The organism is Coleofasciculus sp. G3-WIS-01, assembly GCF_040223135.1.
GTDB lineage: Bacteria > Cyanobacteriota > Cyanobacteriia > Cyanobacteriales > Coleofasciculaceae > Coleofasciculus.
In genome coordinates, this window is sequence record NZ_JAVJZI010000217.1 from 1 (window position 1) to 17573 (window position 17573).

The following is a 17573-nucleotide window of genomic DNA, read 5'->3' on the forward strand; positions in this document are numbered from 1 at the left end:
GCGGAATGGCAACCTTTTTAACCGTTAAGGCTTGGGCAGCAAGCGGTGATAAAATCGTGAGACAAACTGGAATTGTCCAAATCATCTGTTTGAGTTGACGTGCAAAAGGTTTCATGATTTCAATCTCCGATAAAATTTTGATGTTGATTGGGTTATGAGAGAAAGCTGTAAATTCTTGAACCTGATTCGTCTGTGTTTTACTCACTGTTGACTCCTGGGTTTTATGCAATATGTTGATTGTTGTCATAAGTCTTTACAATCTGAGCGTGGTGGTTAACTCAATGGCGCTGATTTAAGGGTTGGTAGTAGGTGATGCAGGGGTTTACAGCGAAGACAGCGCAACTACAAAGGGGTTAGAACCCACCGCCAGCGCCACCACCGCCACTGGAACCACCGCCAAAACCACCGCCACCGCCGCCGCTACAGCCACCGCCGCTAAAACCACCGCCGCTAAAACCACCGCTAAAACCACCGCTGTAACCGCCACTGCTAGAGTAAGAAGGGATGCAAGGAATAATTTCCGCTGTTTGTTTTTGATAGGAACAACATTGGCAATCGTCGATAACTAATCGTTCACCTGTGCTATTTTCCGTTGCTTGCTTCACGGTTTTTTTTGTAAGAGTTACGGTTAATTCTTTACAGCGAGGACATTCGTAAAACTTACCGGAAGTCACTGCACAAATGCTAATATGAATACCCTGACAATTCGGACATTGCCAACCATTGAGTTGAATACTTCCCAGCTTTTGTGCCACTTTTTGGGGACGAGTGAGATGGGATTGCAAGTCGTCAATACCCATAAGTTGCATGGGATATTTACAATCAGCACAATGCTTGGGTGAGTGATTCCAGTCGGGATTAAACCGTCGGGGCTCTTGCGATCGCGCATTGGGTTTGAGGAAAATAGCATTAGATGGTGGTGTCAAGCAGGGAATCGCTTCTGTCACCTCTTCCTGATAAGCACAACAGTGACAATCTTGATGCACCAATTGCTTACCCTCTTGGTTCCAAGTGGATTCTTTGAGCACCTTTTTAATCCTGCGAGTAACGGTTAATTCCTTACAGGTGGGACATTTGCCAAAGTCTGATGAGTCACAGATATAGGCAAAAATATGCACACCTTTTAAGTGAGGATGACAACGGGGACATCGCCAGCCTTCCAATCGGAGACTACCAATTTTTTGCGCTACTTTTTCCGGTTGAGTGAGCTTGGATTGCAGTGTAATGGCGTCGAGTTTTTCCAGGCGCTGCTTGCAATCGGCACAATGTAAGGGGCGATTGCTGTGAGGATGCTCTTGAGTGCGGGTTTTTCCTTCCGGCTTAACCAACACTCGGCGCCGCCTGCTCACATAAGTGCCAACTCCGAGTCCCAATGCTAATGCACCGCCTAAAGGAAGTTGCCAGGGAAACGTTGATGTTGATTCTTGAGGAAACACTGTCGGTTCTATCGCCACCGCTAAGGCTTTCGTACCTGCCAATGTGCCACTATCAAAGTCCCCTTGTTTGAATTTGGGAATAATTTGACTGTCAATAATTCTGCCGACTTTGGCATCGGGTAAAATCGCCTCGATACCATATCCGGTTTCAATTTCTACCCGACGATCCCCTTTAGAAATGAGAAACAGAACCCCGTTATCCTCATCGGCTTTACCAATCCCCCAGTAGTTGAACAGTTTGGTGGTAAATGCTTTGGGAGACTCAGCCGGGGCGGTTCCGGGTACAGTCACCACAGCGATTTCTGTACCATTTTTGGCTTCTAACTCAGATAGGGTTTGATTCAGTTGGGCTTCTGTGGAGTCACTGAGAATATTTGCCATATCCGTCACCCAAGTACCATTTAGCTGTTGAGGATTAGGAACCTCTTCAACGGTTAAGGCTTGACTGGAAACTGGAGACAGAAAAGTAAGGCACAAGGGAGTTGCCCAAATTACCTGTTTGATTTTGGCGGTTATGGTTTTCATGATGTCAATTTCCTCTAAAACTGGAGTAACATTAGCCAAAGTAGTCAGGATGCACCCGCCGAAACTGGATCTCTCTCCAGAGGCTGGGATGAAGTGGGTGCCATCTGTGCCTCACATTTCACTAATGCTGTCTGCTGACACCCTGACTCTTTATCATTCTTGTGAGTTATTACCGTTATAGTACCCTTGAGTGAGGTTTGTCAAGGGTCAAGGTCTAGAAACAGGTAATGGGGAAGGTGAGGAAGATTGTAGAGATGTAAGGCTTGGAACGTCTGGAATATAGGGGAGATGGGGGGGAAGGTAAAGTTTTGAATATCAATAAGACAAACTATGGAAAACATCCACAGCTTTACCCCTCAGCCCACAGGCGATGGCTCATTCACCTTCTTTTCTGAAGAGTTTGGTGAATATTTCCACAGTACTCAAGGGGCAAAAACGGAAGCTTTGTTAAAATTTGTTGAACCTTGCCACCTGAAACAAAAAGCTCAACAGCAGGTTGTGCGTCTGCTGGATGTCTGCTATGGCTTAGGCTACAATACAGCGGCGGCTCTAGAAACGATTTGGACGATTAACCCCAGATGTCGAGTTGAATTAGTCGCTCTGGAATTAGACCCGACTGTACCGCGAAGCGCGATCGCACATGATTTTCTCCAGGACTGGAATCAGCCAATTCCCGAACTCCTAGAGCGTCTGGTGATAAAATCAGAAGTCAAAACGGATCAGCTTCAGGCGCAACTTTATTTAGGCGATGGCAGAAAAAGCATCCAGCAATTACGTCAGTCGAACTTCCCCGCTGATGCTATTTTTCTCGATCCCTTTTCTCCCCGTCGTTGTCCTCAATTATGGACGGTGGAATTTCTCCAACAATTAGCAGAGTGTTGCGCCAAGACAGGTAGACTGGCAACCTATTCCTGTGCGGCGGCTGTCCGAGGTGGTTTAATCACGGCGGGCTTTAAGATTGGTGCGACACCCCCTGTGGGGGGACGACAACCGGGAACCGTGGCAAGTTTTGACGCTTCTACTCTACCCCCTCTCTCGGAGCGATCGCGTCAACATTTGCAAACCCGTGCGGCTATTCCCTATCGTGATCCTCAACTTGCGGATCAAGCGGCAATTATCCTCCAACGGCGGCAAATTGAGCAGCAAGCCTCTACTCTCGAACCCAGCTCCCACTGGCAAAAACGTTGGTCAGCGAAAGAGGGGTTGTAGAGACGCGCCATGGCGCGTCTGGGAGCTGGGGGAGAAGATTCCCCATCAACAATGAACCCTGAACAATCAACAAAGGACGAATCACTAATCCCCAATCCCCCATAGGAAAGCAGCAACACCCAGTAAACACAAGATACCAGACATGCCAGCTAAGGGATTGTCTCCTATTCCCGTTATCCATAGGGGTACTTTTCTGGTATATGAAATCAATTTTGCTTCCTGGAGACAGGTTAATCCCCAAATCCAACCCCCATGCAATCCCCAGGCTAAGCCTAAACTCCCCTCATTTACATACCGAGCTAGGACTAATACCATACCCATTAGCAATAATCCAGGAATTTGAGGGAGCGTCTGTTGTTGTTCCCAAATCAGATGCAATAGAGCAAAGATCAGACTCGATATTACCGCCGCTATTCCCAGAGAATAGTCTTGATGGAGTTCCGTCAGCAGGAACCCGCGAAACACCAATTCCTCAATTAATCCAATGCCTAGTCCTATTCCGAATATTGGCAGTCCAATCCTGGTCAATTGCTGCCAATTTTCCCCATGCCAATCCACCCAGCCTACTAGCCATTGTCCCGTAAAGCTGATTCCTAAACTCAAAATTGCCACGCCAAATCCCCCGACTAAGGATATCCAAATCCGCGTCGTCCAGCCCCAGCCATAGTCGGCAAATGATGTACCTTCTATCTGTGTCGCCCCCCAGATAATCAGGGGGGCAATGATGTAAAGAACAGCGACGAATGGCAACTTTTGCTGTGCTGCCAAAGCCTTAGGAGGATGCCATTTCAGTCGGATTGCGATCGCCATGGCTAAAGGCAACCACAACGCAGACCAAGCCAGAAAAAAAACCGCGACTTTTACTAGCGCCGATGCGCTTATTAGCCAAATAATACACGGATTATCTGCCTGATCAAAATTAGCCATAAGCGAGATCGGCAAACGGTGAGGAGCTATAGTTTCAACGCGGCTACTTTCATGCTGCCAAGGATGGATAATTTGTATAACCCATCCTTTTTAGCATGAGCCGCCTCAAACCTCTGCGGCTTCCAATTCCAGATCTTCCGACTCCTCAGATGTATCCATATCAACCTGTTTGAGATGGATATGCTTGTAGCCCAGTTTAATTTCAAACTCATCACCGGGCTTCAATCCCATTTCCTGAGTGTAGGTTGAGCCAATCACAATTTGACCGTTTTTATGGACGCTGACTCGATACGTCGGTTCCCGACCACGACCATCTTTTGCTCCCTCTGGATCTAAGGGAACACCTTTCGCCGCTAACACCGCATCATAAAAATCAGTTAAGTTGACGCGGGTCTGACCGGTTTTACTTTCCGTGTAATAGCCACAGCGTTTTGCTGTTTCTCGTCGAGGCAAGTGGGAGAGCTCTTTTACTTTTTGAAGTAAGGCTTTCCCCGTTAATGCATTAGGTTGGGTCTCTGCCATAATTTCACAGACTATCCTTCAATTTTCAGGATGGTAAAGGTCTTATGCTGCCAAGTGTATTTGGCTATATAAAAAATATATCGTTAAATCTCTGATTTTGGTCAAGATTTTTTTGATCATTTATTAAAATTTCTGGGAATTTGAGCCATAAGGATTGGACAGAGACACTAAAGCCGCTTCTTAGGTTAAAATTTTAACCAAGTTAGGACTCATCGGCAAAAGATGGAACCAGAAGTATGTTCGGCTCAATGATCCATCTGGGGATTTGGCAGGTGATCAGGGAAAAATTTGACCAGACACAAGGGAGAGAGCATCTATCAGCAGAAAATCAACACTCCTAAGGATGAATCCTGAGTGAGTGCCGATTGTCTTAGACTGTAGTCAGTTTGCCAAACATCGCTGCTAGGATAAGTTGAGCGAGTGCCTTCTAGCAAAATTTTCTCATCTATATTTATTTAGGGGCGATCTACCAAATCAGGGGGTGATGGTCAATGGGTAGGTTGTGACTCCTCTTAAGGTGGTAATTTTCATATAGGTGTTGAGATACAAACAGAGCGTATCACTATGCAAGTTGCCTTTAAAATCATTCGACAGACTCAAAATACCTCCCCCACTATCGAGACTTACAAGCTGGATGTGGAGGAAGGAAACACGATTCTGGAGTGCCTGAATCGGATCAAGTGGGAGCAGGATGGAACCTTAGCATTTCGCAAGAATTGTCGCAACACAATCTGTGGTAGCTGTGCGATGCGGATCAATGGTCGCTCCGCACTGGCTTGTAAAGAAAATGTGGGCAATGAATTGGCGCACTTACCTGAGCATAATCGCCCGGAGATTCCGGAAATCACGATTGCTCCCCTGGGAAATTTTCCCGTAATTAAGGATTTAGTCGTGAATATGCGGAGCTTTTGGGACAACTTAGAAGCGGTTGAACCTTACGTTAGCACAGCCGGACGAACCATTCCTGAACGGGAATTTTTACAAAGTCCCGAAGAGCGATCGCGCCTGGATCAGAACGGTAATTGTATCATGTGTGGCGCTTGTTATTCAGAATGTAATGCTCGCGAGGTTGATCCCACATTTGTTGGTCCTCACGCCCTCGCCAAAGCCCAGCGTCTAGTCGCTGATTCTCGCGATACCGCCATAGAAAGTCGCCTAGAAAACTACAATCAAGGCACTAAGGGGGTGTGGGGATGTACGCGGTGTTTAATGTGTAACGCCGTTTGCCCGATGGATGTCGCCCCCATGGATCAAATCGGTAAAATTAAACAAGAAATTCTGACTCGCAAAGACAAGCAAGCCAGCCGCTCAATCCGCCATCGCAAAGTCTTAATTGATTTGGTCAAACAAGGAGGTTGGGTTGATGAGCGCAAATTTGGCATACAGGTGGTGGCAAACTTCTTCCGAGATATTAAAGGAATGCTCAGTTTAAGTCCCCTCGGATTACGGATGCTCGCCAGTGGTAAATTCCCTTTAGGATTTGACGCCTCCGAAGGCACCGCGCAAGTGCGATCGCTGATTGAATCTGTTCAAGCCTTGAAATCTGAGAAACCTGAGCAAGACATTGTACCAAAATCATGACCTCTCAAACACCTACAAAAGAAAAATCGACAACAGAAACCCCCAACCAACCCGAACCCGCTTTTGGTTGGACACCTTACGCCGAGCAAATCAACGGACGGTTTGCCATGATCGCATTTGTGGCTCTATTGCTGATCGAGTTGATTACCGGTAAAGGTTTGTTAGGTTGGGTGGGTTTGATTTAAAGGGAACAGTCTGTAGGGGCGGGTTTTACTACTATCGTTTCTTTTTGACCCAGATGGGATTAAACCCGCCCCGACCGCGTTCCAGACGTAGCATACTACGTCTGGAACACCCCCATCACCAACGAGAATCTTGCGTAAGTGAACTTCCCCCAATCGCTACCGCCCGTAAATTGTATGATCCGGTTTGTCCCGCTTCATAAGCATTTGCCATTAACAAATAGATCCCATCCCTGGGTAAAATCACAGATAATCGGGCATTGGTGCCACCACCGCTATCATCATCTTGGGCTAAATCATTACCATTGGGATCGAGCAAAATTAAAAAGGAGTCGATTTCCCCACTGGTCATATCAATTTGTACCCGCTGACCCGCCCTGCCTTCAAAAGCATAGATATCAAAAAAGCTGTTATCTGTGGGTAAAACCTGACTTCCCTGACCCAGCCGACCGGGGATCACCGCACCATTTAGGGCTAAGGGTTGAGGGGGGCGGTGAGTCCCAGAGGGGTTAGGCTGCTGAACCATCTGGGGCGCACGTCCATCGCGCAAAGCCGCCAGAAACGGGCGAATTCTATCTATGCTAATCGCAAAGCCAATCCCCAAATTCCCGCCGCTAGGACTGCCCAAAATCGCCGTATTCACTCCAATTAATTCACCTTGAGAGTTCAGTAGGGGTCCGCCAGAGTTTCCCGGATTAATCGCAGCATCGGTTTGAATTAAGCCCCGTTGTTGGTCGATACGGCTAATAATCCCTACCGTAAACGTGCCTTGCAACCTGCCAAATGGATTCCCAATGGCAAATGCTCGTTGTCCGACTTGGACGGGACGGGGAGCCAGAGAAATGGTCGGTAAATTGCTGGGAGTGCGAATGTTGAGAACTGCTAGGTCTAACCCATTATCAGCAAACGCCACCACATCCGCAATCAGGCGTCTCCCATCCGCTAGGGTTACTGTAACCGTCGGGGAACCTGCGACAACGTGAGCATTGGTTAAAACCAACCCATCGGCGCTAATAATACTGCCACTTCCTGTACCCTCTACCGTATCAATGGAGACTACCGCCGGACTGGCTTGTTGATAAACTCGAATATTAATTTGTTCATCAATATCTTGAGCCACAGCGACCGTTACTCCCAGCCAGGGATTCAACCCGTCAATCGGTGCGATCGCGTGGAGAGTCGTAGCACCAATCGCAGTCACAGTAGCAAGGATTCCCGATATAGCAATAGGTAGGCGTTTGGTACTCATGGTTGATGGTTGTTGAACCTCAAGGTCTAGTTTTATGGTGACATTCGCTCAAATTGTTGATCGTAAGTATGTGACAATTTTTGTAGATACGCCTGTTCCTCTAGGCATCACTCCCACCCAAAAATATGCCGTGAAACGTCAGGAAATGCTAGCGGTTCATGGCGCTGGCTTTGTTGTCATGTCAGGGTATTTACTCATACGAGTGAGCTTAAGGTGAGGATCTCTTCTGGAGTCGCTCTAGAGCCTACACCATACTGTAGTCAGTTGGTGTAGGAGTATGTCACTCTACTGTTTCAAAGCCCATCCCTTGCAACTGTTGACGTAACCGTTGGGCTTCATTGGGATTGGTGGCTTGATGAAGTGCGATCGCTAAGGTTAATGCTGATAAACTTTCGGGTACTCGACCCTGTTTAAGTAGTACGACGCCTAAGTTTTGGTAAGCGTCGGCATACTCAGGATTTAGTTGAATCGCTTTTTGATAGGATGTTATCGCGGCTTCCCACTCTCCTAGGGCTTTTAAGGTCATACCTAGGTGATTGTATCCCACCGCAAAACTCGGGTCAATCTTCACCGTCGCTTGATAGGCTCGCTTCGCCGTGGTGAAATCGCCAACGCTGAATAACAAATTACCTAAATTATTATAAGCTGCTAATTTAAGTTGGGGGAGAATCGGTTGCTCGATCGCGTCTTGATACTGCTGAGCCGCTAATTGAAGATGGTTCCGTTTGGTGTAAGCATTGCCTAAATGGTAATGTAATTCAAATAATACCGCAGCGTCTACGTGGGGATCACTGAATCCCCGCTTAAGCAGAGTAATCCCTTCCTCCACTTGACCTATTTGCACATAAAGCGCTCCTAATTTATTACACAAGTATGCATCATTGGGATGATCGACGAGAAATCCTTCCATGGCATTCTTGGCTTTAGTATATTTATCCAGAGCCGCGATCGCGCCCGGTTGATAGCCATAATGTAAAATGCCCACAGTAGACAGAGAAACCACCTGCCAATCCGGTTCTCGCTGCAATAATTGAGTGACACTATCATCCACGATCGCATGGTAAGGGCGACAAAAGTGGACATCGGGGTGATGGCGAAATAAACGGGATACCAGGGAATAAGGAGATTGCGCTGCGCCCACTTCTTTACGGATGAGGTTAATCACCAAATAGCGATCATTTTTTATCGCCTGTTGGATTTCTGGTACAATTTCCGGCGTTAACACTTCATCCCCATCCAGCACCAGCACCCATTTCCCTTGGACGTATTGCAGCGCATGGTTGCGGGCGGCGGAGAAATCATTGCACCATTGAAAATGATAGACCATAGCCCCATACTCTTGAGCAATATCAATCGTGCGATCGCTCGATCCTGTATCCAGAATCACCATTTCATCCACGACAGGTTTCACACTCTCCAAGACTTGGGATAAAAAGGTTTCCTCGTTCTTAACAATCATGCACAGACTCAAATCCATACTCGATTCCCTCTTTGGTTTCCGGTCAAACATGAAACAATAGGAGACGTTGATTTCCCATTAATACTAGAAAACTATGCCAAAACCTACACAAGCCCACATGTCTCGCACGATCTCCAAGAACCAGCCCAGTGGTGCTAAGGACATGACCAAGCGCCAGATGGAATATTATATGGGAGCAAAGCTAATTGAGGTTGGGGTTAATCCCAAATCGGCGATTTATCGATGGTCCGTCGAAACTAAAGGAAGTAGTGAAGTCTGGACATATAGCGCCTACTGGAGTGATTCTAAAGAGGAATTGTTGAAAAAGGAACAGGAATCTTAGGGCGTTGGCTGGCGTAACTCTAGTGACTCCTTTCCCAATCTCAGAATACCTACGCCCGCGATCGCAGGGATAAAAGGGGTGTAGGGGCGGGTTTTACGGATAGCGTTCTGTCGATGTCTGATAACTTAGCTAAACCCGCCCTTTCAGGGAAGCAGGGGAAGTAACGGTTATCCAAACTTAACTTAATTGTGCGACTACCTGATTCTGCAATACTGTTTGATCGGTGAGTAAATCATCGACTGTTAATCGCAAAGCGCGATCGCGATCCACCCAAAACTTTAGTTTAATCCGATCAGGTCCTGGATTTCCTGGTGGTGTAAGCTGGGCAATGGTTTTCGCACCGTCGCGATCGTTCAAGGGTTGGACTGAGGTTTTCCCGCCACCGAATTTCCGCGTCACTAAGCGATCGCCTTGAAAGTATACCTCTGTCGCCCCCGTTTCGGCACCTAATTCACCGACAATTAACTCAATACTCGGTTGGTTCTCCACTGACGCCCCTAGTACCAATTCCACCGGATTACTCATTGGATAGGGTTGTCCGGCTTTAATAATTGAATGCCAATTGTGACAATTATTCCGGCGATCCCAATAGCGGATACCATAGCTATGGTAGAGGAAATCTTGGACTTCAATTCCTTGGGCTAATTGTAGCGCTCCCTGGGCAATGGCTTCAAAGGGTTTTAGGGAACGAATCTTTTCGGCGTCAAAGTATTGCTTCACCCACTCTTGTACGGCGGGGATTTGTGCAGTTCCCCCCACCAACAACACCCCATCGATATCCGACACTTCGATCCCACTCCGCCGTGCTTGTTGCAGGAGTTGGGTCATTCTCTCATTCAGATTATCAAAAAATTGGTGATCTGTTAAGATAGTTTCCAATGTTTGCCGATCCAGATTCAGTTCATAACTCTCTAGAGTTTCATCATTAAAGTAAACTTCCGTGGCTGTGGGTGCTGAAGATAGCTTAATTTTCAGGCGTTCAGCCAATCGCGTGGTTAGAGGCGATCGCGAAATTCCTTGAGTTTGGGCAAAATAATCCACTAGCCAGTTATCAATATCTGATCCGCCTAAATTCTGCCCTGCTTTGGCTAGCACCCGGGCAATTTTGGGCTTTTGTCCCGAACGTTCCCCCAAGACTTTCTCCCCCCATTTAAGGATAAAACCCAGCGGCTTTGTTCCCGTTTGTACCTCTTGATTTAACTGCACCAGGGATAAATCTAAAGTACCACCACCAAAATCCACCACGAGGAGGGTTTCTCCTTCTGCCACACCATACCCCAAAGCAGCGGCTGTTGGTTCATCTACTATCCGTAGTTGTTCCACGGGTAAGGATTGACAAACCCCTGTCAGCCAATGGCGATAGGCTTCAAAGCTATCCACGGGTACGGTAAGAATTAAGGATTCAATTGTTTCTGTGGGGGAGGGGGAGAGTTTGGCGATAATCTGAGTGAGAAACCATTGTCCAATTTTCTCAAAACTGACGGTTTGTTCATCCAATTCGGGTAGAAATCCCTGAATCTGGGAACCTATCCCCCGTTTAAAGCTGGAGAAAAAGCGGGGATCGGTGGTAATATCTAAGCCGCGATCGCGTACTGTTTGACCAACGATAACTTTACTATGTTGGGCATCCTCAACATAGACCAAACTGGGAATCAGGGGAGGATTTTGGGCAAGTTGTACCGATAAACCGGCTAGGCTGACGGTTTCCGCTTCTCCAGTGGCGGCGTTCCATCGCGTGATAACTGTATTGCTTGTGCCAAAGTCAATTGCGTAGTTCGTCATTTGTCATTTGTTTATGTCATTTATAAAGAGACAGGGAACCGGGAGCCGGAATTTTAACATTTATATTTTATAATCGGAATTTCCACAATAAACTCTGTTCCTTGACCTGGATTTGACACACACTGAAGTTTACCTTGATGTTTTTCTACAATAATTTCGTGGCTAATCGATAAGCCTAATCCGGTGCCGCGTCCTACTGGTTTCGTGGTAAAGAATGGATCAAATATTTGGGGAATAATATCAGCACAAATGCCTGTACCATTATCGGCAATCCGAATAACAGCAAAGTCCCTGGTTTGCTGTTTATGACCATTATTTTCTGCACTCTGACTCTTCTTAACCATTTCGGTGCAAATTTTAATCACACGGGGAGCCGGTTTATTTTCTAGGGCATCAATCCCATTACTCAGCAAGTTCATAAACACCTGATTTAACTGACTGGCGTAGCAGGTAATCATCGGTAGTTTAGCGTATTCTTTAATCACTTCAATTTTGGGGCGCTTGCCCGATGCCTTGAGGCGATGCTGTAAAATAATCAACGTATTATCTATACTTTCATGAATATCAATCGCCTTTCGCTCCGATTCATGATGCCGAGAAAAAATGCGTAAGGATTGAACAATTTGGTGAATGCGTTCCGCACCAATCTCCATGGATTTTATCACGTTTTGCCAGTCCTCACTGACGAACTCCCAGTCAATTTCATCAATAATCTGTTGAATGGCTTCTGGGGGATGGGGATAAGTTTTGCTATAGGCATTAATTAAACGAGTGAGATCGACAAAATAATTTTTAGCATACATAAGATTCCCGCCAATAAAGTTGACAGGATTATTGATTTCGTGAGCCACACCTGCCACCATTTGTCCTAAGCTGGACATTTTCTCATTATGAATCAATTGAGTTTGGGCGCGTTTGAGTTCAGCTAATGCTGTCTCCAGTTGGATCGATTTTTCCTGTTCTCGCTGAATCGATTGATGCAAAGCTTCTTCAGCTTGTTTGCGTTGGCAGATATCTTTGAGTGAACCCACCATTCGCTGAGGTTTTCCTTCCTCATCCCAGAGGGCTTGTCCGCGACACATTACCCATTTATAGTCACCGTTTTGGCATTGCAGGCGATATTCAATTTCATAATAAGGGATTTGACGCTCCAAGTATTTTTGGGTTATTTCTATAATTTGCTCCACATCATCAGGATGGATGCGACTGATCCATTCATCGAAACGATGTACAATTTTGCAGGTGTCATCCTGGCAATTTTTATTGCCCAGAATTTCCTGAAACCGCTCAGACGTAAAAATTTCACCACTGAGCAAATTCCAATCCCAAATTCCATCATTATTTCCTTTTAAGACTAACTGCCAACGTTCTTCACTTTGGCGTAAATTTTCTTCAATTTGCTTGCGTTCTGTAATGTCTTTGCCAACGGTAATAACACAGCGTTTTCCATTCAAATCCATAAACTCAGCCGATAATAATAAGGTGATAATTTCACCCGTTTTAGTCCGCCATTCCATTTCCAACTGACCTAGTGATCCTTGTTGATGTAAAAGCTGTTCAAACTGAACCATATCCTGGGGATTTACCACCAATTTCAGATCAAAAATTGTCTGACCAATGACAGCTTGTCTCTCATATCCCAATAGCTTGAGAAAGCTACGATTCACATCGATATAGCGTCCTTCTGGACAAGTGCTAATCGTAATCGGATCAGGGCTACAACTAAAGGCTTTGGCAAATTTTTCTTCTGAGATTTGGCGAGCAACTTCGGCACGTTGGCGTTCTTGAGCTTCTAGGAGTAATGAGGTTAAATCGGCAATGGAACGGGCAAAATTTTGTTCTTCTGGCGTCCAATGTCGGCAGGTTCCTATCTGTTCCACACATAAAACACCTACGGCTTTTCCTCCCAATCGTAACGGAGCGTCTAGCATTGAGGTTATATTTAATACCTGTAGGTAAGACTCAATCAATTCACAGGTTCTGGGATCATTGATTGCATCATCTGATGCAACTAGGGGAGTCTCAATTAAGGCGTTAAAATAAATAGGATAGTCAGCTAGGGCTAGGCTTAATCCAGCACTATGTTCGCAGTGACTTCGCTGAAATAAATCCAGACATTCAATATGAGTTTTTTGTTCATTATAGAGCCAGACACTGACTCGTTCGACTTCAAGGGTACGGGCAGTAACTTCGGTGATTTCCTGGAGTGCTAATTCTAAATTTTCCTGATATAAAATTTTATTTTTAGCCAGTTTGATGAGTAAACTATTTTGGTGGCTAAGCTGTTTCGCATGTTCGCGAAGTTGACGTTCGGCTTGCTGGCGATCGCGAATTTCTTGTTGGAGTAAACTATTTTGTTCTTTTAACTGGTTCTGTAATCGTTGCAGGAGCAGTTGATGTTCGATCCGAACTAAAATTTCTTCCGGTTGGAACGGTTTAGTAATATAGTCAGACGCACCAATTTTCAACGCTTTAACTTTATCAGCGGCTTCTGTCAACGCGCTTAAGAAAATGATGGGAATGTCTTTAGTTTTAGGATTTGACTTCAGGCATTGACAAACACTATACCCATCCATCTGTGCCATGACAATATCCAGTAAAATCAAATCAGGAGGCGACGAAATTGCCGCATTGACGGCGAGTTCTCCACAAATAGCCCGTTGAACGTTATAATGTTCTTTTTGCAATACATCAGATAAAAAGCGTAAATTATTGGGGTTATCGTCAACCACTAATATCGTTATTTCATCTTTTTTCAATACTGTTGATAATTGTTGACTTAGCATCACTCTCGTCCTTATAATTGATGACCGCCTGAGACACTCGCACAATAATATCCAGTCTAAAATTATGAAGTAAATCAGTTAATGCCTTGGCTAAATCTGCCTTTTCTGTGGGCAGTTCTTGAATCAACTGAGCAATCATCGCTTCATCTAACTGATTAGCCGCCTGTGCTAATTCAGTCACCCAGGCTGAAGGTAGACTGGCTAACTCTGAACAGAAAAATGAGTCTGGTTTCTCTTGTATCCTATAACTCGATCCAGGTAGAGGCAAACCCTCCGATAACTCTTCATAACGATAACGCACTCCTAAATAGTGGGCAATTGTGTCAAAAATTTGCTCCTCTGTAAACGGTTTACGGAAAAAATCTTCAGAGCCGGCGGCTAAAATCTCCTCCCGCCTTTCTTCAAAAGCGCTGGCGGTTAAAGCTATAATAATGGTTCTGGGAAAATCAGGGGCTGAGTTGAGTTTAGATAAGCGTTCTTTTTCTTTAATTCTCAGCCGTCGCGTTGCTTCTAATCCATCCATCATTGGCATACGTGTATCCATAAAAATCAAGTGGGGTTGCCAACTTTCCCATAAAGCTACAGCTTCCATCCCATTTACCGCCTCACGTACTTCAAAGCCAATCGGTTCGAGTAATTTAATCAGCAAAAGGCGATTTTCGGGGGTATCATCAACCACTAGGATACGATAGATCGGTTGATTGGTTTCTAAGCATAAGACGCGCTGGCTAGATTGGGGCGTAACTGGGGAAACCTCTGCCGGAGAAATTTTAATATCAAATCGAAAAATCGTCCCCTTTCCGACAACACTATTGACGGTAATCGTTCCCCCCATCAATTGCACAAATTTTCGGGTAATGGTTAACCCTAAACCCGTTCCTTCCGCCATTTTTTGTCCGGTTTCGGTTTGGACAAAGGCATCAAATAAGTGGTCAATCTCAGCCGGAGAAATACCCGCTCCCGTATCTTCTACTTCAAACCGGAGTCTGGGGGGAAAGGCTGACAATAATGATGAATCGGTGTCTGATGGGTTTTGATCAATTAACGCCTCAGTTGCCAAATTTACTCGCAAGGTAATCGTACCCTGTTCAGTAAATTTGATTGCGTTACCTAAAAGATTAATTAAACAAACTCGTAATTTCTTAGCATCGGTTTTTATGGTTTGTGGAACATTGGGTGCAATGAGAAAGACGAGGTTTATTTTTTTCTGCTCTGCTTTAATTTGGAACATTTCTTCCAAATTATCTAAGAGGCGATACAGATCAAAGCTGCTTTCATAGAGGGAAATAATACCTGCTTCAATTTTTGACAAATCTAAGACATCATTAATCAAATCCAGCAAATGTTCACCACTGCGATTAATAATGCCCAAATATTCCCGTTGTTCTGGTGTCAGTTTAAGATCACGAATCATCACTTGAGTAAACCCTAAAATAGAATTCAAGGGCGTGCGGAGTTCGTGACTCATATTGGCTAAAAATTCGCTTTTGGCTTTAGAGGCGGCGGCGGCGGCTTTTTCGGCTTTGCGCCGCTCTTGAATTTCCTGTTCTAATTTTTGATTGCGATCGCTTAGTTGTTGAGACAGCCGCCGAATCGTCAGTTGATGTTCCACCCGCGCCAAGACTTCTTCAACCTGAAAGGGTTTGGTAATGTAATCAACGCCTCCCACGCGAAAGGCTTTGACTTTATCCAAAACATCATCAATTGCGCTAATAAAAATGACAGGAATACCACAAGTATCCGGATCAGCTTTGAGGTGTTCACAGACGGTATATCCATCCATTTCTGGCATTCGGATATCCAGTAAAATTAGATCGGGTTGAGCTGATTTAGCGGCTCGAATTGCCATTTTTCCTTTGACCACACCCCGCACTTGATATCCTTGATCCGACAAGGTAGCGGATAAAACTTGTAAGTTTTCTGGGGTGTCGTCAACAATTAATAGGTTGCCTTTACTCATTTGTAATTTGTAATTTATCATGTATCATTCTCTTGCTCCCCCTGCTCCCTCTGCTTCCCCATGGGGATTGGGCGAAGCTTATGCGTTGGTATCTTGGCATAAAACCGAAACATCTGGGCGCATAAGCTTCGCCCCTACGAATGTATCTGCTCCCTTAGAAGGGCGGGTTTAGTCAAGTTATCCGACATCAACAGAACGTTATCTGTTAAACCCGCCCCTACACCCCCTGCTTTTAGCGCTGAAGTTGACACCAATGTCCCTCAACCCGCCGCTACAGATTCACGCGCCATACCCTCGAAGGTTGTGAAGGGTCAAAACTCCTTCATCCCTACTTCAATTAAATCGATAATTTGATCACAACGGAAGTTATTCACCATATCTGTGATAGCTTGGGCGATTGGGGCATGGGTTGGGGGGATTTGCTGAATAAGCTGGAAAATCTGCTCGTTATCAATTGAGTTTGCCGCTTGGTATAATTCATGAATCCACTCCTTAGGCATAATGGTTAGGGCTTGAGCCGTTAGGGGTTGATCGGATGCTGGGCTTTCACACTCCAACGCTGTTGATGCCGTTGGCTGTTCGTAGACATAATGCACCCCTAAATAGTGGGCTATCTTATTAAAGATTACGTCTTCTCGGAAGGGTTTGCGAACAAAATCATCACAACCGGCTGAGAGAACCAGAGAACGCTCTTCTTCAAACGCACTGGCGGTAAGGGCTAAAACTACCGTAGCTTGACCTTTGAGATGCCCTTTGATGCGTTTAGTGGCTTCATATCCATCCATCACCGGCATTCGCATATCCATCCAAATCAGATGAGGTTCCCAGCTTCTCCAGACATTGATGGCGTCTTGCCCATTCACCGCTTCTCGCACGGAAAATCCCACGACGGTTAGCAGTTTTACTAATAGTAAGCGACTTTCTAGGCGATCATCCACGACTAGGATACGGTAATTCGGTTGTCCAGGAGCCAAACCAACCACCCGAGGAGTCGCTGACTGAGTTTGTGACTCAATTCCCTCTACCAACTTTACGTCAATATCAAAGGTAAAAATAGTGCCTTGGTTCAAGCGACTATTGACGTGAATCTCTCCGCCCATGAGTCGCACAAATTGTTGACTAATGGGTAACCCTAATCCTGTGCCTTCCAGAGATTTTCGACCCGTTTCGGTTTGCACAAAGGCTTTAAATAACGATTCAATCTCCTCTGGTGCAATACCCGGACCTGTATCTTCAATTTCAAATCGGAGTTTTTGCTGGATTGGGGATTGGGGATTGGGGATTGGGGATTGGGGATTGGGATTTGGGGATTGGGGATTGGGATTTGGGGATTGGGGATTGGGATTTGGGGATTGGGGATTGGGATTTGGGGATTGGGGATTGGGATTTGGGGATTGGGGATTGGGATTTGGGGATTGGGCGAAGCATTCGCGCTCTTGTGTTAGCATAAAACCGAGATATTTGGGCGCGAATGCTTCGCCCCTACGGCCCCTACGAATGCCTCTGTGATCCTCGGTGATTCCTTTAACGCGCAGGGTAACACCTCCCTGGCTGGTAAATTTAATCGCGTTCCCCAGTAGGTTAATTAAGATTTGACGCAGCTTTCCTTCAT

Annotated in this window: 15 protein-coding genes; 5 read left to right on the forward strand and 10 right to left on the reverse strand. The window is 45.6% G+C overall.

Annotation, left to right across the window (positions count from 1 at the left end):
- Both RIM23_RS22355 and RIM23_RS22360 read right to left on the reverse strand, forming a co-directional pair.
- Positions 1 to 247 (reverse strand): hypothetical protein (locus RIM23_RS22355; RefSeq protein ID WP_446369434.1); only part of this gene is annotated, 247 nt, incomplete at its 3' end.
- A 106-nt stretch (positions 248 to 353) separates the two neighbouring features.
- Positions 354 to 1961: a TPM domain-containing protein gene (locus RIM23_RS22360; RefSeq protein WP_446369436.1), complete on the reverse strand. Its 1608-nt coding sequence runs from the start codon at positions 1959 to 1961 to the stop codon at positions 354 to 356.
- A gap of 330 nt (positions 1962 to 2291) precedes the next feature.
- On the opposite strand from RIM23_RS22360, the gene RIM23_RS22365 reads away from it, so the two are divergent.
- Entirely contained in the window at positions 2292 to 3170 is an 879-nt protein-coding gene (locus RIM23_RS22365; protein ID WP_446369438.1) for a tRNA (5-methylaminomethyl-2-thiouridine)(34)-methyltransferase MnmD, read from the forward strand.
- An 84-nt stretch (positions 3171 to 3254) separates the two neighbouring features.
- Here the strand turns inward: RIM23_RS22365 and RIM23_RS22370 are convergent, their stop codons facing one another.
- On the reverse strand, positions 3255 to 4097 hold the full coding sequence (locus tag RIM23_RS22370; protein WP_446369440.1) for a CPBP family intramembrane glutamic endopeptidase: 843 nt from the start codon (positions 4095 to 4097) through the stop codon (positions 3255 to 3257).
- Between the two features lie 105 nt (positions 4098 to 4202).
- Positions 4203 to 4619: an AbrB family transcriptional regulator gene (locus RIM23_RS22375; protein WP_446354556.1), complete on the reverse strand. Its 417-nt coding sequence runs from the start codon at positions 4617 to 4619 to the stop codon at positions 4203 to 4205.
- A 564-nt stretch (positions 4620 to 5183) separates the two neighbouring features.
- Here RIM23_RS22375 and RIM23_RS22380 point away from each other — a divergent pair.
- Together RIM23_RS22380 and RIM23_RS22385 are read left to right on the forward strand one after the other, a co-directional pair.
- The gene (locus tag RIM23_RS22380) at positions 5184 to 6200 is read left to right on the forward strand and encodes a succinate dehydrogenase/fumarate reductase iron-sulfur subunit (RefSeq protein WP_446369442.1); all 1017 of its coding nucleotides are present in this window, start codon (positions 5184 to 5186) and stop codon (positions 6198 to 6200) included.
- Positions 6197 to 6385: a chlorophyll a/b-binding protein gene (locus RIM23_RS22385; protein ID WP_446369444.1), complete on the forward strand. Its 189-nt coding sequence runs from the start codon at positions 6197 to 6199 to the stop codon at positions 6383 to 6385. The genes RIM23_RS22380 and RIM23_RS22385 overlap by 4 nt, the downstream gene beginning before the upstream one ends.
- A gap of 115 nt (positions 6386 to 6500) precedes the next feature.
- Here the strand turns inward: RIM23_RS22385 and RIM23_RS22390 are convergent, their stop codons facing one another.
- Positions 6501 to 7631 (reverse strand): trypsin-like peptidase domain-containing protein, encoded by a 1131-nt coding sequence (locus RIM23_RS22390; RefSeq protein ID WP_446369446.1) that lies wholly within the window; start codon positions 7629 to 7631, stop codon positions 6501 to 6503.
- A gap of 34 nt (positions 7632 to 7665) precedes the next feature.
- Between RIM23_RS22390 and RIM23_RS22395 the strand changes: the two genes are divergently transcribed.
- Positions 7666 to 7848, forward strand: coding sequence for a hypothetical protein (locus RIM23_RS22395; RefSeq protein WP_446369448.1), 183 nt, complete (start codon positions 7666 to 7668; stop codon positions 7846 to 7848).
- A 63-nt stretch (positions 7849 to 7911) separates the two neighbouring features.
- On the opposite strand, the gene RIM23_RS22400 is transcribed toward RIM23_RS22395, so the two are convergent.
- On the reverse strand, positions 7912 to 9108 hold the full coding sequence (locus RIM23_RS22400; protein WP_446369450.1) for a tetratricopeptide repeat protein: 1197 nt from the start codon (positions 9106 to 9108) through the stop codon (positions 7912 to 7914).
- 76 nt (positions 9109 to 9184) lie between these two features.
- Here RIM23_RS22400 and RIM23_RS22405 point away from each other — a divergent pair, with 76 nt between their 5' ends.
- Entirely contained in the window at positions 9185 to 9433 is a 249-nt protein-coding gene (locus RIM23_RS22405) for a hypothetical protein (RefSeq protein WP_446369452.1), read from the forward strand.
- A 177-nt stretch (positions 9434 to 9610) separates the two neighbouring features.
- Here RIM23_RS22405 and RIM23_RS22410 read toward each other — a convergent pair whose 3' ends face one another.
- From RIM23_RS22410 to RIM23_RS22425, 4 genes are all read right to left on the reverse strand, one after another.
- The gene (locus RIM23_RS22410; RefSeq protein ID WP_446369454.1) at positions 9611 to 11215 is read right to left on the reverse strand and encodes an Hsp70 family protein; all 1605 of its coding nucleotides are present in this window, start codon (positions 11213 to 11215) and stop codon (positions 9611 to 9613) included.
- A 53-nt stretch (positions 11216 to 11268) separates the two neighbouring features.
- Positions 11269 to 14001 carry a PAS domain S-box protein gene (locus RIM23_RS22415; protein WP_446369456.1) on the reverse strand — a complete coding sequence of 911 codons (2733 nt, stop codon included), beginning with the start codon at positions 13999 to 14001 and terminating at the stop codon, positions 11269 to 11271.
- Complete coding sequence (locus tag RIM23_RS22420) at positions 13961 to 15961, reverse strand: response regulator (RefSeq protein WP_446369458.1); 2001 nt, start codon at positions 15959 to 15961, stop codon at positions 13961 to 13963. The genes RIM23_RS22415 and RIM23_RS22420 overlap by 41 nt, the downstream gene beginning before the upstream one ends.
- Before the next feature lie 311 nt (positions 15962 to 16272).
- The coding region (locus tag RIM23_RS22425; protein WP_446369460.1) for an ATP-binding response regulator at positions 16273 to 17573 on the reverse strand (1301 nt) is incomplete at its 5' end.

Excerpts from the sequence above, each read along its gene's own strand:
- RIM23_RS22360 (WP_446369436.1), bottom strand. The coding sequence starts at position 1,961 with ATGAAAACCATAACCGCCAAAATCAAACAGGTAATTTGGGCAACTCCC.
- RIM23_RS22365 (WP_446369438.1), top strand. The coding sequence starts at position 2,292 with ATGGAAAACATCCACAGCTTTACCCCTCAGCCCACAGGCGATGGCTCA.
- RIM23_RS22370 (WP_446369440.1), bottom strand. The coding sequence starts at position 4,097 with ATGGCTAATTTTGATCAGGCAGATAATCCGTGTATTATTTGGCTAATA.
- RIM23_RS22375 (WP_446354556.1), bottom strand. The coding sequence starts at position 4,619 with ATGGCAGAGACCCAACCTAATGCATTAACGGGGAAAGCCTTACTTCAA.
- RIM23_RS22380 (WP_446369442.1), top strand. The coding sequence starts at position 5,184 with ATGCAAGTTGCCTTTAAAATCATTCGACAGACTCAAAATACCTCCCCC.
- RIM23_RS22385 (WP_446369444.1), top strand. The coding sequence starts at position 6,197 with ATGACCTCTCAAACACCTACAAAAGAAAAATCGACAACAGAAACCCCC.
- RIM23_RS22390 (WP_446369446.1), bottom strand. The coding sequence starts at position 7,631 with ATGAGTACCAAACGCCTACCTATTGCTATATCGGGAATCCTTGCTACT.
- RIM23_RS22395 (WP_446369448.1), top strand. The coding sequence starts at position 7,666 with ATGGTGACATTCGCTCAAATTGTTGATCGTAAGTATGTGACAATTTTT.
- RIM23_RS22400 (WP_446369450.1), bottom strand. The coding sequence starts at position 9,108 with ATGGATTTGAGTCTGTGCATGATTGTTAAGAACGAGGAAACCTTTTTA.
- RIM23_RS22405 (WP_446369452.1), top strand. The coding sequence starts at position 9,185 with ATGCCAAAACCTACACAAGCCCACATGTCTCGCACGATCTCCAAGAAC.
- RIM23_RS22410 (WP_446369454.1), bottom strand. The coding sequence starts at position 11,215 with ATGACGAACTACGCAATTGACTTTGGCACAAGCAATACAGTTATCACG.
- RIM23_RS22415 (WP_446369456.1), bottom strand. The coding sequence starts at position 14,001 with ATGCTAAGTCAACAATTATCAACAGTATTGAAAAAAGATGAAATAACG.
- RIM23_RS22420 (WP_446369458.1), bottom strand. The coding sequence starts at position 15,961 with ATGAGTAAAGGCAACCTATTAATTGTTGACGACACCCCAGAAAACTTA.